Below are 16,727 nucleotides of genomic sequence, written 5' to 3' on the forward strand. Positions count from 1 at the left end.
CCGTATTATCGGCTAATCTTCTTGGCCCAGTGATTCCCGTTTTAGTTGGCCCGGTATCGCCGTAATGACTGGCCCAATGACTACCGTATTAGACACCAATTTCCTGTAAATGCTGCAAATCGCGTGTTGCAGTTGCCTTAGAAGTCTTGTTAATCCCAATGTATTTTCTGGCAGTCATTCCACCTTCAAACTCCTTTCCACCCTTATCCATCATTTTATTAATCGCTTTTAGTTGACGATCATTCAGTTGAGACCTGAACCCGTCAAAAAATTGCGCTTTTTTAAGTGTAAACTCTACCAGTTCTTTTGCATCACGTTGAGCTGATAAAACAACTAAAGCGAAATAACTGATCCAAGAGGTAATTTCCAGCGAACGCTGTGCCTCTTTTAAAGCAGCATAGTAAGCAGACCTATCTGCCTCAATTATCTTAGAAAGACTAAGCATTACTGGTCGGCCTAGTGATTGTGACAGTGCTTTCTCTGCGATAGCTCTGCCAATACGTCCATTCCCGTCTTCAAAAGGGTGTATAGTTTCAAAATACAGATGTGCAATTGCAGCGTTTTGTATTGCTTCTGCTAAACCGGTACTTCCAGTAAATGACAAATTGTTGTACCAAGTAACAAAGTGCTCCATTTCTTGCGGTACTGCTACAGATGGCGGCGCCTCAAAATGTACCATCTCATTGCCATGACTACCAGAAATCACTTGCATCGGTTCTTCCCCTTTCCTAAACTGTCCGGGATTAATATACCTTACGTTTGCCATCAACATACTATGCCAGTTGCACAACATTTCTAAACTAAGTGGCTGATCAAAAGACCTACGTGTCGCAATCATTAATTGAGCAATGCCACCGGCACGCTTATCTTTTATTAAAGCTGTATCATGATTAAGTCCCAGATTGTTTCTGATCGAAGACATCACATCCTCGCGACTAATATATTCTCCTTCTATTTCTGAGGTTTTAACGGCTTCAGACAGCATAATTTGCAAGAGTGTTTCCTGCTTTAAATCCTCTGGCAATCCTAACAGGATACCATTAACCTGCCCCACTTCTTCTGCCAGTTCAACAATTAAATGCTGTATTTCATTAAGTTCGTAAACGAAATGAGGCCAATTAGGAAGTTGCCAATTATATACCATGAGCCGATTATATTTATTAATCGGCTCAAATATAATAAAATCATGAGCCGATTAGAGTTATTAATCGGCTCATGAATGAATATAAACTTTTTACCTAACTTCTACGTGCTAATTATCGCACTTCAGCCATTTATCGAAGCTGCAAAACAATTTATGAGCATTTCATTATCACTAAAAAACTCACTGTCAAATCTTTATAAGCATATCAATAAAACTAAACACCTAAAAATTTAAATATTACCTTTTCCGCTTCAGCTTTGTTGGAAAATTTAGGATGCAATTCGTATCGCTTTACCTGAGACCGCTTTAACCAATCCTCCCAAAGCAATTTCATAATTTCCAAATCAGTTGGATGAACTGATGCCCCAGAATTAGTTTCAGATCTATCATAAAGTTCAAGCACCAAAACTTCTAAATTTTTAAGCAAAGGATTACTCAAAGCATTAACTCTGAAAGCTGTGTCCTTTTTAAAATAAGTATTGATATTTGTTCCCCCCGACTGCAAAAACTTTTTTCTAAACTCGGCAATTCTTCTCCCGCTTATGTCAAAGCCCTTACCATATATGCCAGCTTCTATATAGCCATCTGTTAATAGAATCAAAACGTTCTTGAATTGATTCTTGAAGTTGGTCGAACCGATTTTTCCTTCACTAGTGGTTGTATCAACAATTGAATTATCAATTCCTTGCTGTAAATAAGTCCAAATATCTGACCCAAAAGATGTAGCTATTGCCTTTTGATGGATTCTATTAAATTCTAGAGAAAACTTATTCTTATCAGTCTGGAAGGAATGTCGTAGATAATCTATTCGATTAGCCTGCAACTTAAACTGCGAAAAATCGATATCGATAATCTTTGTATCTACAGAATAGGCACTTATTTGCTTTTTATTAATAAAATCAATCCTGAAATGATCTAGTTGATTCATTGAGCGTTTATGCATCAGTATTCTCGGATAGATATTGTCTGCTACAATGCTTACAATTTCTACATCTGATACAGCTTTTGGATATAATGAAGACCTTAATCGATTCGACAAATCTGAAGAAATCGTTATATTATAATGATCTGTTGTAAAACTGGAAGTATTACTTTCTACATTGTTATTAGCAGTGGAGTTTTTATCACTATTACATGAATTAAGTAAAAAAACGCCTAGCAATATTAAAATATTTAAAATTTTCATCACTTAATCTTTACTCTAGCATCTATTAGACTTCTATTAATTTTATTGTCTTCCCAATTCAATGCAATTTCAGTCGCATGTGCAGATTTTTCACTGGCTTTAACAATAGAATACTCTTGATGCAAAAAATCATTCCAACCTTCAAGGAAAATATTGATACGATCTTTTAAGGCATTAATTGACACAGGGATGTTATCATTTTCTACATGACTTTTATAAATATCAGTGGTGGTCTCAACAACCTGCAACTTGTTATTAAGATCATTTTTACGATTCTCTATTTGAGTAGACTTTTTACTTGGCAATTCTTCCAATTCCAACTCATTAATTTTAATTTGTGTATTTGACTGAATAATTTCTTGCTCACGCAATTTTACATCTGCAAGGTTCTCTGATATCTCTTCAGTTAATCTCTCTATGTCTTCTTTCCTATGCTTAAGAAAAATTTTATTGCGTTGTGCCGCAACGTCTGGATTTCGGTCATCAGCAAGTGAACTCAGCTTTTCAAAGCAGAATTTGAACAGGAGTAATCCAAATGCACCAAGAATGAATACTAAGTAAAAATTAATATCTGTCAACACATCAGTGAGTTTCCAGAGAACTGGTTTTAATTCTGTCTGTGACTTAATTTGCTGTATTGCCTGTGCAATTTTCACAGCGATAAACCCGTCTATTACAGCCATTCCAAGACCGTAGGTAAGCCAGTTAGCTAATAACTTATTGGCGATCATTCTTTTCAAGATTGCAAATGCAAGAGGGATGACAACAAATAGACATACGAACATAAGTGCCATTCTTCCATGAGCTAATGCTTTTGTAAAGGCTTCTGGATTAAATATTTGAGGAGTGATAGGTCCGTTAGAGGTCTTACTAGCAATTAGAGCATCTTCCTCACTGTAAAGAAGAATATATGCAGCTGAAGAATAAAAGATTTGAAGATACATGAATAAAGCAAGTGTAAAAAAAGAAGTCACGATCCAGTCAAACCACTTTATAACTGGTTTAACAAATTCTTGCATAGATTCTCTAATGATAGTTTCTATCTCAACTATTTTATCTTTTAAAAGCTGGATTTTATTTTCCTTTAAATCATTCATTGCGGATTGATTGATGAGAATCTCAGCCCTAAGCCCAATTATTTTATTGTTACAATTATCCTTTGAAACTTCAAATTCCGTTAATATAGATTCCAATTGAGTGTCACAGCGATCATGTAATTGGCTGGATATTTTTGCCTTCTGTTCATCAATTTTGGACAATAGCCGTCTTTTTTTATCTTCGATGACATCGATATCATTTATAAAACCATTATATAGCGTATCTAGAGCTTTGTTAAGTACATGATGATCTCCATTGTTAGCTAATGATCTGTCAAAGCCTTGTTTTCTTAGATTTTCTCTATCAAAGGAACTTACTTCAGCTGCAATCATTGAATCTAGAACTTTCTCGTATTCTGATTTGACAGCTAAAGTGTCGTCAATAGATTTAACGGATTTAGGTACAGAAATAACAGTTTGTTCTACAGGCGGCTCCAACCCTGCGAGGATAGCCTTCGCTTTTTCTCTTATATTGTTAAAATTAACGATCAAGCTTTCAACGGTCTGCCTATGGTCAGTTGCGATTATGCTTTCATGATTATTTTTTCTTGCATTAATGGACCAATTATAAGAACCATGTAGGGCAATCTTACGATCTATAATGCAGAATTTTTGATGCATAATCCCATAACCTACATTTTTAATTTTGAAAATGGTAGCACCCCGAGCAGACAACAAGGAAAAGTCAAGCTTTTCATTTTCTTGATTATCAGCCATAATAACCTCAACATTAATACCTTGATCAACTTTTTGCAATAAAATATCAAAAAGCTCATCATCTGTGAACCAAGCTGCAGCGACAAGAATTTCATTTTGGGCTCCAAACAATTCTGATTGAATGCGGGCATAAATTTCTTTATTGTCATTTAACACTTGTTGGTCGATTTGTGAACTATCAGTCTGCATAATGCAATTTCTATTTAAAATTATTTAACCATGTTGCCAGCAATAGCCACCACCCCTCACCATCCTTTTACACCTTGCTCCTTTCTTTGTAGTTCCCTGGCATTGCGAACTAGTTGTGCTTTTACTTACCACTACTCTTTTAGCCACCAACTTATTGGTTGATGTTGATGAACATATACCACATTTACCACCAGAATTACAGTGCGCACAATAGCGACAGCTGGAGCATGCGAGACAATTTTTACTACCAGTACATGTAGCCAAATGAATAGCATTAGCATGATTCTCCTCCGGTAAGGAAAAGCCAGCAAAGATAATCACGCTGCAAAACAGCAACAATAAGATTGATTTTTTCAATTGATAGTAGCGAAAAGTTAATCTCCCGGTATCCCTAAATACAGAGGCAAAGTTTGTTTCGGTTGATTCAAATATTATAAAAAAATATCACATTGCTAACATTTCGTAGAATATTTTTTCAATAAATTAAAAACCATACGTACTAATCAATCTCAATCATTATTATTTTGCAAACAAATTATTTTTTTAACTTATTCTCAGCATTCTTTAATTTTAATCGTTCGGTTTGTGCTTATGAGGTTTCAAATCAGGAAATTTTGGTATTGTTTCAGGTATAACCCTTCTTCTTTTGTCTACTTCTCCATTGTCCTTTTTTGGCTTCGGACCAGGCTTAATTGATTGAATTTGTTCCATGATAATTTTAATTTATTGCCTACAATAACAACTACCACAAATTAACCGCTCATGAATTGAATATTTTTACGGCTTCCCGTAAACACAAAAATTATTATTTGAATAAATACCTTTAGAGCGTAAAGCTAGAGATGAAGAATGTACTTATTTATCATATAATCAGTTATAGGCATTAATCTCTTATCGATTTCAATAGGATGAAATCCACTATCTGTATAATATTCAATTCTCCCTTTTACTTTAACATACCATACTTTTCCAACAGATTTATGAGTAATAGTGTCCGGTTTGGCTATTTTCTTTAGATGGGTTAGCCTAACGGGGTCTAAGGCTATAACTAACTTGCCTTGCATTTTTTGGTTGCATGAAACTTGCACATATTCATCTCCACCCCAATACATACATTTTTCATCAGTGTGCGCAGCTCTGTTCAATAATAAATAACTTCCTACAACAGCAAATGCGATTAATAACAACATTGCAAATGCAATTTTAAATTTGAGTTTTGGCGCAGGTTTAAAAGTCTCTTTAGTTACTTCTATCAATAGTGGTTGCGCAGGTGTTGTATCTACCATTTCTTTTTCATGGGTTTCCTCTGGCAACACAACTTCATTAACCTTGTATTCGCTATCATTCTCAACATGTTTACCCTCAGAGATTCCTTGATTCTTATCAAAATCGATTAACCACGATAGTAGCTTTATGTTTTTCTCATCAGGGTTTGTAGTTCTGCCATTGATAAAATTAACTAACGGTCGAAATTCATCAATTTCAAAGTTTTTAATCTTGTGTCTAAAATCTCTTTCCGTTTCTTTTGCACCAAAAAATAGTCGAAGCACTATGTCGTCCTTAGCCGAATATCTTTCGTCGTATACGATAATACACTCTTTTTTCAATTTACCAGGACTTGGCTTTGCCAAGTTAGTAGAAAGTGTGCCGTCCCTTTTGAGCCTTTCGTAAGCTCGGATTACTTCAAGTTTATAGTCTTCAAAAAACATTGTTAAACGATAAGTTAAATAAAGGTAATCGGAATTTTCGGAATTCATTAAAGGATTTTTGGAATTCCAATAGGAAAAATCGGAATCATTGGAATGATCGGAATCATTTGATAACAAGTGATTTATACGCCACATCTTTGCTTAAGAAACCAGAACAAGTACCGATAAGCTTTAGGAATTATTAAAAATTCTGATTTCAAACCAGGAGACGATGCGGAGGTAAATAGCCGGCTGGGAAGCAGTTATAAACTTCCGCATATAATCCTAAAACACTTCCCAAAAATTCAGAAGGCCTTCTGATTTACAATCGTAGCAATCCCCGAGAACGGTCTCGGGGCACTATATGTTCATCAACTTTTAAATTTAAAGAAAATGTTTTTTTCATTGTTTTTTTCATTATTCATGGCATTCGCATGTCCAGCTCATCAGCACCAATCAACCAATACTAACACTAGTTCAACAGAAACACCTTATGATGATGGTACAGGTGCAGGTGGCGACACAGGCGGAGAGACTGGGAATAACCCACCACCTAAAGGATAATAATAATCTATACGGGCGATTTAAAAGATTGCCCGTATTTTTATTTATTTTAGAGGAAACTAAAATAATTGAAAAGACACATCCTTCCAATTCTGTTATTACTAATCATATCTTGTAAAAAGAAGCAGGTCTTAACATCATCCTCTAAAAATAATGATGCATACGACAAGGCCTACGAGTTTTTAGAAAAAGATATTTCAGACAGTAGCTTTATCTATTTCAACAACGCTAAGGAACAATTTTTGAAGACTGGAGACAGTATTAAAGCAGCCGGTTGCTTAATTAACATGGCAATTATTAGTGGCGATCAAGGCGATTATTTCGGAAGCCAGGAAATTTCTTTATCTGCTATAAAATATCTGGACGACACCGATGAAAAGCAGCGGCAATTGCTGTCTTCCAACTTTAACAACTTGGGGAAGATGGCAAATCTCCTAAAGAACTATAACGAAGCAAACGACTTCTATCTTAAATCAATTGACCTTACTAAAGAAAAAAATTCAAAGGCTATATACTTAAATAATATTGCAATCAATTTATCTGATCAAAAGCAGTATGATAGTGCCTTGAAGTATTTCAATCAATTAATTGAGGACAAAAATCTGATGCAGAATAAGCGTACCTTTTCCAGGGTACTTTCTAATATCTCAGAAACCAAATGGCTTAAGAATCCCAATTACAATGCGGCGCCAGATTTTCTAAAAGCGCTAGCCATCCGTATTCAAGAAGATGATAAGTGGGGACAAAATGCCAGCTATTCACATCTCGCAAATTTCTACGCGAAGAAACGCCCTGATTCAGGTCTATTTTACGCCCAAAAAATGTATACAGTTGCAATAAAAATACAAAGTGCAAATGATCAGTTGGAAGCGCTTCAAAAGCTTATAAAACTAAGCCCCTCTAATTTATCAATACCATATTTCGAAAGATACCAAAGCTTAGCTGATAGCGTACAAATAGCCCGAGGGAATGCAAAAAATCAATTTGCACTTGTCCGTTATGAGACGGAAAAAAGTAAGGCGGATAATCTCCTTTTGCAAAATGATAACGACTATAAACGTTATCAAATATTCATTCTTATAGCAGGTTTAGTCATAGTAGTAACTGGTGGAGGAATATTGTACAGATACCGAAAACAAAGATTAGCGCTTCAGGCCAAGAATCAAATTCACGAAAACCAACTAAAAACTTCGAAAAAAGTGCATGACGTAGTCGCAAATGGACTATACCGAATTATGTCAGATATACAGAACAAACCGGATATCAATAGAGAGCACCTACTAGATGAGGTTGAGTCGCTCTACGAGAAATCAAGGGATATTTCATATGAAAATATACAAAAGGATGAAGATATTTTTAACAAAAGGATACAAGACATATTAACTTCGTTTGAAAATGAGCAACTTAAAGTCTATACATCTGGTAATGATCCATTAATGTGGCAAACTATTAGTACCATTATAAAGCAAGAACTAGAATACATAATACAGGAATTAATGGTCAATATGAGTAAGCATAGCCAAGCTACTAAAGTCAATTGGATATTCGAACGGCTGGGAAATCAAGTGAAAATCACGTACATGGATAACGGCTGTGGGTTTGATGAAAAGGTAAAATTCAAAAATGGTTTGACAAATACGGGAAACCGTATGCAATCCATTGGAGGGACAATTACTTTTGACCGCAACGTTGAAAAGGGACTAAAAATTAGTCTGTCTTTTCTTGTCAACTAGATTAAAAGAATGTTTAAAAAAGTACTAATTGCCGAAGATCATGAGCTAGTAAGCAGTTCCATTCAGAAGACACTGTCAGACTTGAAAATAAGTCATGATATAAAAGATTATGTCTATTACTGTGATGATGCATTCAACCGGATAAAAAAAGCGGCTGGAGACGGCAATCCTTATGAATTACTTATCACAGATCTTTCTTTTGATGAAGACATCAAACAAGATATTAAAAACGGCGTCGAATTGATTAAAGCAGCCAGGGAATTTCAACCCAATCTTAAGGTGATGGTTTTTTCCATAGAAAACAGAGCATCTGTTGCACAATCTCTTTTTAAAGATTTAAAGATTGATGCGTATGTACCTAAAGCAAGGCATGATGCCCATGACCTTAAACTCGCCCTAGAAAGTGTTTCGATTGGAAAGTCATATCTATCCCCTAATTTGAGGCAAGTTAACAGAAATGTTTTTCACGATTTTACCGAACTGGATCTGGCTATTATCTCTTTGTTAAAAGACGGAAAATCACAAATAGAAATCTCAAACATACTAAAAGACAGAAAGATGAAATCATCGAGTCTCAGCAGCATTGAAAAACGACTCAATATTATGCGACTGACCTTTGAAGTTACCAGTAATACTCAATTGATCACAGAATTACAAAACGTAAAAACGATTTAAGAAATATACCTCCGTTTACGGTTTCCCTTTAGAACACTGCAAAATGTATATATAGATTTGATTTATAATCCATTTAACAAATAAATCATGAAAAAGTATTATGTAAACAAAAGGGCTCAAAACAATGGAGATCATGAGGTTCATGATTCTGGCTGTTCATTTTTACCCCTACCAGAAAACAGGCAATATCTCGGAGAGTATTCATCATGTAAGGGTGCTGTCACAGAGGCAAAAAAAACTTATACATCAGCAGACGGTTGTAAATTTTGTTCAAATGAATGTCATAACAGTTAATATAAATTGTTGTAAACCCGTCTAAAAATGCGACCTCAATATTGTACAGGGTAATTATCTATAAAACATTATCTTGTGCAATTATTTAATTCATAGGGACTTAAATCAAATGATAAAGATAATTTTTATATGTGCATTGCTTTTAACAAGCAGTCACAGAGATGATAATTCAAAAACTGTCTACGTATGCGATAGTAAATCTGCAAAGAAATTTCATAAAAATTCAAAATGTCGTGGATTAAGCACTTGTCAATATAAGATAGTCGAAACTAATTTAGGCAATGCTACAAAAAAGGGTATGACACTGTGTCGATGGGAAAAATAAACGCTCGGCACGGCCAGGTTTGATCTAACTCTCCTCATTGGCTAAGTATAAATTGATATTTGAATAAATCATTCTTCCTATCTAAATAAACAACGAAGATCATCTTCTATAATCTCATTTAACACCATTTCAAGGTTCTGATTCGCTAAAAATGGTTCGCATAGTTCCCATTTTCCAGAACTGCGTTGCAAATACAATTTCCAAACCTTAATGTTTTTAACATAATTTAGCTCGGCAAACTTGTATCGCAACACTATACTCGGATCATCCCATTTCGGTCTAATTTTAAATAACAGAGCGATTTGTCTGTCCAAATTATATCCTTGATCTAATGTCAAACAAACTTCTACATCAGTTGGTCTTAATATTTGAATAAAGCCTTTTAGTTGCTCTTCTATAATTGATATCACATTATTTTCCATTGTCATAAAAATTTTTCCCCTTTCTGTTCAAGCATCCACAAGATATTAATAAAATGGCATCTTTGCTACAGTCGCAATGGGGATACTTTCTCTCCCCACAATCTCACCGATCTCCAAAAATTCAGCTAAAACTTAAGATAAACTCGAGGAAAACTCGGGAGGAACATAGTAATGTGTCTTAAGTAAAAAACTCCTAATTGTAACTTAACTAGGAGTTAACTAGAATATAACAGGGATAGTGTCCCTGCTACCTCCCTGTTATGTCCCTCTTACCTCCCTATTACGTCCCTGTTAGATATAAATAGTTTTAGAAACCTTCATAACCTAAAGGCAACTCAACTCCCACCGATTATTTTATAAGGTAATATATTTACATCATATAATACCCATCGCCTCTTCTACACCAACTACTGGCAGCTGACAAACCATGTTTTTACAGATGTAAATCTTGGTTTCTTCGCTTTGCTTGTCTTTTAATAATGGTAATTCTGAATTCCTACCCGCTAAGAAAACCTTGGCAGGAATATAATGGTGCTTAAAATCTGCAAGCACAGCTTCGTAATTCGCACCGGTAATTGCAATCTCATTGATACCAAAAACTTCGTTCAACAATTGGATGCCCCAGTTTGAATACGCTGAACCATAAGTTTTAATCTGATCTTGTACGGAAGCAAGCATTGCCGCAGCACGATTTGAATAATCTTCCACATCAAACAGCAAGCCCAGCTTATGCAGGTTTTGAGCCATTACAGAGTTGGATGCTGGCATTACATTATCCATTACCTCGTGTTTACGAGCAATTAGCTTTTCACCGATAGCTGAGGTGTAAAAGAACATCGGACTCTCCGTATCATTAAAATTCAACAACACATAGTCGGCTAAAGCGCGTGCTTCCTGCAACCAATCTTCATTAAAGTCTACTTCATATAATGCCAGCAAAGCATCTATTAAAAAGGCATAATCATCAAGAAAGCCAGGGATGCTGGCCTTACCATTTTTATAATTGCGGTAAATGCCTCCATCGTCCGTTTTTGAATGTGCTAAAATGAATGAGGCAGATTTACGCGCCATCTCATAGTAATGAAGATTACTGAATATTCTAGCGCATTCTGCTAATCCTTTAATGGCGATGCCATTCCAGGCAGTAAGGCATTTATCATCCAGACCTGGTCTAACCCGCTCTGCCCTTCGGGCTAATAACTCCTTTTTGGCCTTAAAAATAAGCGCTTGTAAGTTTATAACGGTCAGCCCTTTTGCTGCTGCAAACTCCTCTTCAGAGAACTTGGTTTGCAAAATATTGGTCTGCTCCTCTTCCCAGTTGCCTTCTGCTGTAATATCAAAATAATCGGCCAATATCGCCGCATCGGCTGCGCCCAGTACTTCATCAAATTCTTGTTTGTCCCATACGTAAAACTTACCTTCTACGCCTTCACTATCTGCATCTAGCGCAGCATAGAACAAACCTTCTGCTGAAGTCATTTCTCTGCTCATCCACTCGATGGTCTCTTCTGCTACTTCCTTATATCGGGGCGCTTTGCTGTATTGATAGGCTTCGGCATACAGACTGATTAGCTGTCCGTTATCATACAGCATTTTCTCAAAATGAGGCACATGCCATTGCCCGTCTACAGAATACCGCGCAAATCCTCCTCCTACGTGGTCGTAAATTCCACCCATCGCCATTTTCTCTAGTGTAAAGAAGGCGGCTACCTGGGTTGCGTCATCCTGCATCAGTTTGCTGTACCTGAGCATAAATTGCCAGTTGTTGGGCAATGGGAATTTAGGCGAGCGATTATATCCACCGTCTGCCATGTCAAAGCTTCTTTTCCATGGTTCTACAACATCCTTTAGGTGTTGTTGGGTATAGGTTTCTGCCTTTACGTTAGGGATAACTTTCTCTGAATTCTGGATGCCATCTGTTAGTCGGTCTGCATACTGAAAAGCTTTTTCAGGTTCAGTAGCCCATAAATTTGAAACACTCAACAACACATTGATCCAATCTTCTTTTTTAAAATAGGTACCACCATAAATAGGCCTTTGATCTGGAAGGCAAATGCAGTTTAGCGGCCAGCCACCGCTCCCGGTCATCAGTTGGATGGCCATCATATAGATTTGATCGATGTCTGGTCGCTCTTCCCTATCTACTTTAATGCATACGAAATGCTTGTTCATCACTTCGGCCACTTCCTGCAGCTCAAAGCTTTCTCTTTCCATAACGTGGCACCAGTGGCAGGCAGAATACCCAATGCTTACCAGGATAAGCTTGTTTTCATCTTTTGCTTTTTGCAGGGCTTCTGGTCCCCATTCAAACCAATCTACCGGATTATGGGCATGCTGTAACAAATATGGAGAAGAAGCTTTGATTAAACGGTTGGGTTCTGAATTCATATTTTAAAGGTAGGAAGATAACTCGAATTTTACTGAATATGCATACAAACCCAGGCACCTGTTAACCTAAATGCTATATTTTTTTGTATTTTTGTTATAGTAATTTCAAATTGAAAATCTTTAAAACATAGAGATGAAACACGAAAGGAAGATGGCTATTGTAGTTAACCAGGTAAAAATGGAGGACGAAGATAATCTCGATGTTTTATTTTGGATGAGTAAAAGTGTTGCTGAAAGACTTACTGAAGTGAGCCGTTTAAGAAGAAATTACTTCAAATGGGCAGACGGTCTTTTTCCTGAAAAAATTGAGAAGGTTGTACACCAAAGAAAACTATGATTTTTGAGCAGGATTTTATAGAATTTATCGAATTTCTTAATTTACATCATGTTGATTATATGATTGTTGGTGCTCATGCTCTCGCTTATCATGGTCGTCCAAGCATACGGGAGACCTTGATATTTGGATTAAACCGAGTGTTGAAAATGCTTCCAAAATGATTGCAGTTCTAAACGATTTTGGTTTTGGATCTCTCGGGCTCACAGAACAAGATTTTTTGAAAGACAATTATGTAACACAGTTAGGTTATCCTCCACTTAGAATCGATATTCTAAATAATATCTCAGGGGTAGAATTTGATGAAGCTTATGCGAATAAGGTGGAAGGAGACATTGCTGACTTGAGAGTCAATTTTATAAATTTTAATGAATTTATCAGAAATAAGGAGGCTACAGGCCGAAAGAAAGATTTAGGTGATATTGCGTCATTGAAAAAAAAGGCAAACTAAAAAACTATTGCTGCGAACTACCTGATCAACATCCTATCGAACGCCAAACTATCACCATTAAAGGCGTTGAAATCAACAACGTGATTAATACCAGATATTTTTGCTTTATCAGAATGCTGCCAAAACTGCCACCTGGTAGTTTTGGCTACTTTCAGTTTTGCCTGATAATAATGCGCAATCCATAAAGGATAATCGTCAAAATGGCCCTGCAGGTAATCTTTATAGAAGGAAAGACCAGTATAAATGATTGGCCTTACCCTTGTTTTACTTTCTACATGATCCAAAAATGCTTGCAATTGAACCCTCATTTTAGAAGCCGGCACCCCGTTAAGCTCTTCAATGTCTACAACAGGTGGTAAATCACCCTTCTCAAACTTTACCGTTTGAAGGAAGAACTTGGCTTGCCAGTCGCCAGATTTTTTTGCCAGCAGGTAATGATACGCACCACAAATTACCCCTGCTTTAGGCGCTTCTCTCCAATTTCGTTGAAAATAAGGATCAACATTAAACAAGCCCTCCGTAGCTTTGATAAACGCAAAACCAATTTTAACATCATCTTCCTTCATGCCTTTAACCTGTTGCCAGTCTATCTTACCCTGGTAATAAGAAACGTCTATACCGTGGATAACATATCCCTTTGGAATACTAATATTGAAACTGCTGTAGGTACGGTAACCGGGATCCTCACCAATATCCTTAAACCAACGCCAGGAAGAAGTAAACCCTTTAATTACATAACCATAGTAAAATGGCGATAAAAGGATCAGTACGACCATTAGAATCAACAGTTTCAACTCCATTGGCCAGCCTTTTTTCTTTGCTGATTTCTTTCTGGGAGCTGCCTTTTTCCGCGTTACAGGTGCTTTACGGGTTATTGGGTTTCGTTTTGGTGCTGGAGGCATAGCTATGGCAAAAGTACAATCCTTAACTCCGTATTACCCTTTACTCAATTCCGCAAAATACTTATGGAACAGTGGCAATGTTTCAATTCCTTTATAGTAATTGTAGATGTCGTATTTCTCATTTGGCGAATGCAGTGAATCGCTGTCTAAGCCGAAACCAAACAATACCGACTTAATACCCAATGCGCTTTCAAATAGGGCTACAATTGGAATACTTCCTCCTCCTCTTGTTGGAATTGGTGCCTTGCCAAAAGAATCAAGAATTGCTTTTTCCGCAGCGCGATATGCAGTACTGTCTGTAGGTGTTACCACTGGCTCACCACCATGGTGCGCAGTAACCTTAACTTTAACATTAGCTGGCGCGATACTTTTAAAATGCTTAGTAAATATTTCAGCTATTTCCTCTGAGCTTTGATTTGGCACCAAACGCATAGATATTTTTGCATTAGCTTTAGAAGGAAGCACCGTTTTAGCACCTTCTCCAATGTATCCGCCCCATATACCATTTACTTCGAGCGTCGGCCTTGTACCCGTCCGCTCTAGCGTAGAATAACCTTTCTCGCCCCATTCCGCAGCAATATCGAGATCTGTTTTATATTCCTCCAAATCAAAAGGAGCAGAATTTAAGGCCTTCTTTTCATCAGCAGTTAACTCCACAACTTTATCATAAAATGCAGGTATGGTGATGTGGTTATTTTCGTCATGCAAAGAAGCGATCATTTTACACAGAATAGTAGCAGGGTTAGCAACAGCACCGCCATAAACACCAGAGTGCAAATCGCGATTCGGACCCACAACTTCAACTTCCATATAGGCTAGTCCGCGTAAACCAGTTTCAATAGATGGATTCTCCATACTGATCATAGAAGTATCAGAAATTAGTACCACATCTGCCTTTAACCTTTCTACATTGGCATTTACAAAGATTCCCAGATTTGCAGAACCTACTTCTTCCTCACCCTCTATCATGAATTTGACATTGCAGGCAAGAGTATTGGTTTTCATCATCAGTTCAAATGCCTTAACATGCATATAAAACTGCCCTTTATCATCGCAGGCACCACGTGCATAAATTTTACCATCCCTAACGGTTGGCTCAAAGGGAGGCGTTTTCCACAACTCTAATGGATCTGCCGGCTGCACATCATAGTGTCCATAAATCAACACTGTTGGTAAACTTGGGTCTATTATTTTCTCGCCGTATACAATTGGATAACCGGCTGTTTCACATATTTCTACTTGATCTGCACCAGCCTCTTTTAGCTTGGCTGCAACAAAATCAGCAGTTTTAAGGACATCGTCTTTATATTTAGGATCTGCGCTAACTGATGGAAAGCGCAATAACTCAAACAGCTCATCAAGGAAACGCTGTTTATTTTCTTCTACATATTTTTTGATCTCTTGCATAACAAATGAATTTAGGCAAATATAGTTATTTGTGTAGGTAGAGCGGTGTGTTTGAGTAATTGACTTTGCACGTATATCAATCTGTTATTCTTTTTTTAAAAACGTATAATCATCAACATGTTTGAGATATAAACAGGCCTAATGCTTTATTATTGTTTTTCGGATACTATTTTCTTTAAATTTGACTATTAAACTAAAAAATCTGCAGTTATGATTTTCAGTGGCGACAGCAAAGAGTTTCTGACCCTTGAGGAATTAAATGATTTTAATAAAGATATAATTTATAAATCCGAAAATACCGATATGACACTGCTGTGGAATAATGGACAGGATATGAATATTATAATTGATAAGGTTCAATATAATTTAGGTAGAAATGATGTTGTTTTCCTAACTGAATTTCACAAAGTAGATAGTTTAAATCTTGAGTGTGTGCGCTTCATCAGGTGGAATCAATCTTTTTTCTGCCCGATCAATCATGATAATGAGGTGGGTAGCAAAGGATTATTATTCTTTGGTGCCAACGGTGTTCCTATTGTAAAAATAGTAGAGAACGAAATTAAGCTACTCGAAAATTATTGGGAAAACTTTTCAAATGAGATGTCCTCCAACGACAGTCTTCAAAAGGATATGCTTCAGTCTATACTAAAGCAGATTTTAATTTTTTGTGCACGAAGTTTAAAAAAATCGGAAAATTATGCGAGTTTGAAAACAAGTCAGGTTGACATAATCAGGGAATTTAATTTTTTAGTGGAAGGGCACTTCTCTAAGCATCATGATGTTGCCTTTTATGCTTCTAAACTCAATAAGTCTCCTAAAACGCTATCGAATCTTTTTGCGATAGTTTCCAACCGTCCACCCATCAGTATTATTCATGACAGGATTATGCTTCATGCCCGTAGGCAGATCAATTATACTAATTTGTCTATCAAAGAAATCGCATATGATCTCGGCTATGAAGATATTCAGACATTCAGCCGGTTCTTTAAAAACAGGGAGGGAATTTCTCCAATTCAATACCGGGAAAAATTAAAATTAAATTAGTATCTATCCACATTAATCATATTAGGTGTTCAAATTGGACACTTTTTTTGGTTTGTTTCAAATATTTTTTGCCCTAATTCTCAAACTGAGCAGGAAATTAAATCAGCGCACTCCCATAATTTAGCGCATTTAGGAAAAAAGGTTAACTCATCGGGAAAATCTGCCTA

General features: G+C 36.5%; 15 protein-coding genes. 6 read left to right on the plus strand and 9 right to left on the minus strand.

Features of this window, described 5'->3' with window-relative positions:
- Positions 1–88: 88 nt before the first annotated feature.
- From ACVWYN_RS08260 to ACVWYN_RS08280, 5 genes are all read right to left on the minus strand, one after another.
- Positions 89–1,144 carry a Fic family protein gene (locus ACVWYN_RS08260; protein ID WP_457288373.1) on the minus strand — a complete coding sequence of 352 codons (1,056 nt, stop codon included), beginning with the start codon at positions 1,142–1,144 and terminating at the stop codon, positions 89–91.
- 214 nt (positions 1,145–1,358) lie between these two features.
- Positions 1,359–2,330 carry a hypothetical protein gene (locus ACVWYN_RS08265; RefSeq protein ID WP_457288374.1) on the minus strand — a complete coding sequence of 324 codons (972 nt, stop codon included), beginning with the start codon at positions 2,328–2,330 and terminating at the stop codon, positions 1,359–1,361.
- Positions 2,330–4,333: a phospholipase D-like domain-containing protein gene (locus ACVWYN_RS08270; RefSeq protein WP_457288375.1), complete on the minus strand. Its 2,004-nt coding sequence runs from the start codon at positions 4,331–4,333 to the stop codon at positions 2,330–2,332. Before ACVWYN_RS08270 ends, ACVWYN_RS08265 begins: the two co-directional genes overlap by 1 nt.
- Before the next feature lie 570 nt (positions 4,334–4,903).
- Positions 4,904–5,044, minus strand: a complete 141-nt coding sequence (locus tag ACVWYN_RS08275) for a hypothetical protein (RefSeq protein ID WP_457288376.1) — start codon at positions 5,042–5,044, stop codon at positions 4,904–4,906.
- Between the two features lie 125 nt (positions 5,045–5,169).
- Complete coding sequence (locus tag ACVWYN_RS08280; RefSeq protein ID WP_457288377.1) at positions 5,170–6,090, minus strand: hypothetical protein; 921 nt, start codon at positions 6,088–6,090, stop codon at positions 5,170–5,172.
- Between the two features lie 354 nt (positions 6,091–6,444).
- On the opposite strand from ACVWYN_RS08280, the gene ACVWYN_RS08285 reads away from it, so the two are divergent.
- From ACVWYN_RS08285 to ACVWYN_RS08295, 3 genes are all read left to right on the plus strand, one after another.
- Positions 6,445–6,585: a hypothetical protein gene (locus ACVWYN_RS08285; RefSeq protein ID WP_457288378.1), complete on the plus strand. Its 141-nt coding sequence runs from the start codon at positions 6,445–6,447 to the stop codon at positions 6,583–6,585.
- Between the two features lie 68 nt (positions 6,586–6,653).
- Positions 6,654–8,318, plus strand: coding sequence for a tetratricopeptide repeat-containing sensor histidine kinase (locus ACVWYN_RS08290; RefSeq protein WP_457288379.1), 1,665 nt, complete (start codon positions 6,654–6,656; stop codon positions 8,316–8,318).
- A gap of 9 nt (positions 8,319–8,327) precedes the next feature.
- A complete protein-coding gene (locus ACVWYN_RS08295) occupies positions 8,328–8,993 on the plus strand; it encodes a response regulator (protein WP_457288380.1) in 666 nt (221 codons plus the stop codon).
- A gap of 696 nt (positions 8,994–9,689) precedes the next feature.
- On the opposite strand, the gene ACVWYN_RS08300 is transcribed toward ACVWYN_RS08295, so the two are convergent.
- Positions 9,690–10,034 carry a DUF3024 domain-containing protein gene (locus ACVWYN_RS08300; RefSeq protein ID WP_457288381.1) on the minus strand — a complete coding sequence of 115 codons (345 nt, stop codon included), beginning with the start codon at positions 10,032–10,034 and terminating at the stop codon, positions 9,690–9,692.
- Between the two features lie 375 nt (positions 10,035–10,409).
- Positions 10,410–12,422 carry a thioredoxin domain-containing protein gene (locus ACVWYN_RS08305; RefSeq protein ID WP_457288382.1) on the minus strand — a complete coding sequence of 671 codons (2,013 nt, stop codon included), beginning with the start codon at positions 12,420–12,422 and terminating at the stop codon, positions 10,410–10,412.
- Between the two features lie 133 nt (positions 12,423–12,555).
- On the opposite strand from ACVWYN_RS08305, the gene ACVWYN_RS08310 reads away from it, so the two are divergent.
- The gene (locus ACVWYN_RS08310) at positions 12,556–12,759 is read left to right on the plus strand and encodes a hypothetical protein (RefSeq protein WP_457288383.1); all 204 of its coding nucleotides are present in this window, start codon (positions 12,556–12,558) and stop codon (positions 12,757–12,759) included.
- Positions 12,760–12,916: 157 nt separating this feature from the next.
- Positions 12,917–13,207: a hypothetical protein gene (locus ACVWYN_RS08315; protein ID WP_457288384.1), complete on the plus strand. Its 291-nt coding sequence runs from the start codon at positions 12,917–12,919 to the stop codon at positions 13,205–13,207.
- A 17-nt stretch (positions 13,208–13,224) separates the two neighbouring features.
- Here ACVWYN_RS08315 and ACVWYN_RS08320 read toward each other — a convergent pair whose 3' ends face one another.
- Both ACVWYN_RS08320 and ACVWYN_RS08325 read right to left on the minus strand, forming a co-directional pair.
- Positions 13,225–14,109 carry a glycoside hydrolase family 25 protein gene (locus tag ACVWYN_RS08320; RefSeq protein WP_457288385.1) on the minus strand — a complete coding sequence of 295 codons (885 nt, stop codon included), beginning with the start codon at positions 14,107–14,109 and terminating at the stop codon, positions 13,225–13,227.
- 33 nt (positions 14,110–14,142) lie between these two features.
- Positions 14,143–15,516 carry a dipeptidase gene (locus ACVWYN_RS08325; RefSeq protein WP_457288386.1) on the minus strand — a complete coding sequence of 458 codons (1,374 nt, stop codon included), beginning with the start codon at positions 15,514–15,516 and terminating at the stop codon, positions 14,143–14,145.
- A 210-nt stretch (positions 15,517–15,726) separates the two neighbouring features.
- Between ACVWYN_RS08325 and ACVWYN_RS08330 the strand changes: the two genes are divergently transcribed.
- Positions 15,727–16,560, plus strand: coding sequence for a helix-turn-helix domain-containing protein (locus tag ACVWYN_RS08330; protein WP_457288387.1), 834 nt, complete (start codon positions 15,727–15,729; stop codon positions 16,558–16,560).
- Positions 16,561–16,727 lie beyond the last annotated feature (167 nt).

The sequence above is a fragment of the Pedobacter sp. UYP24 genome, from assembly GCF_054057295.1.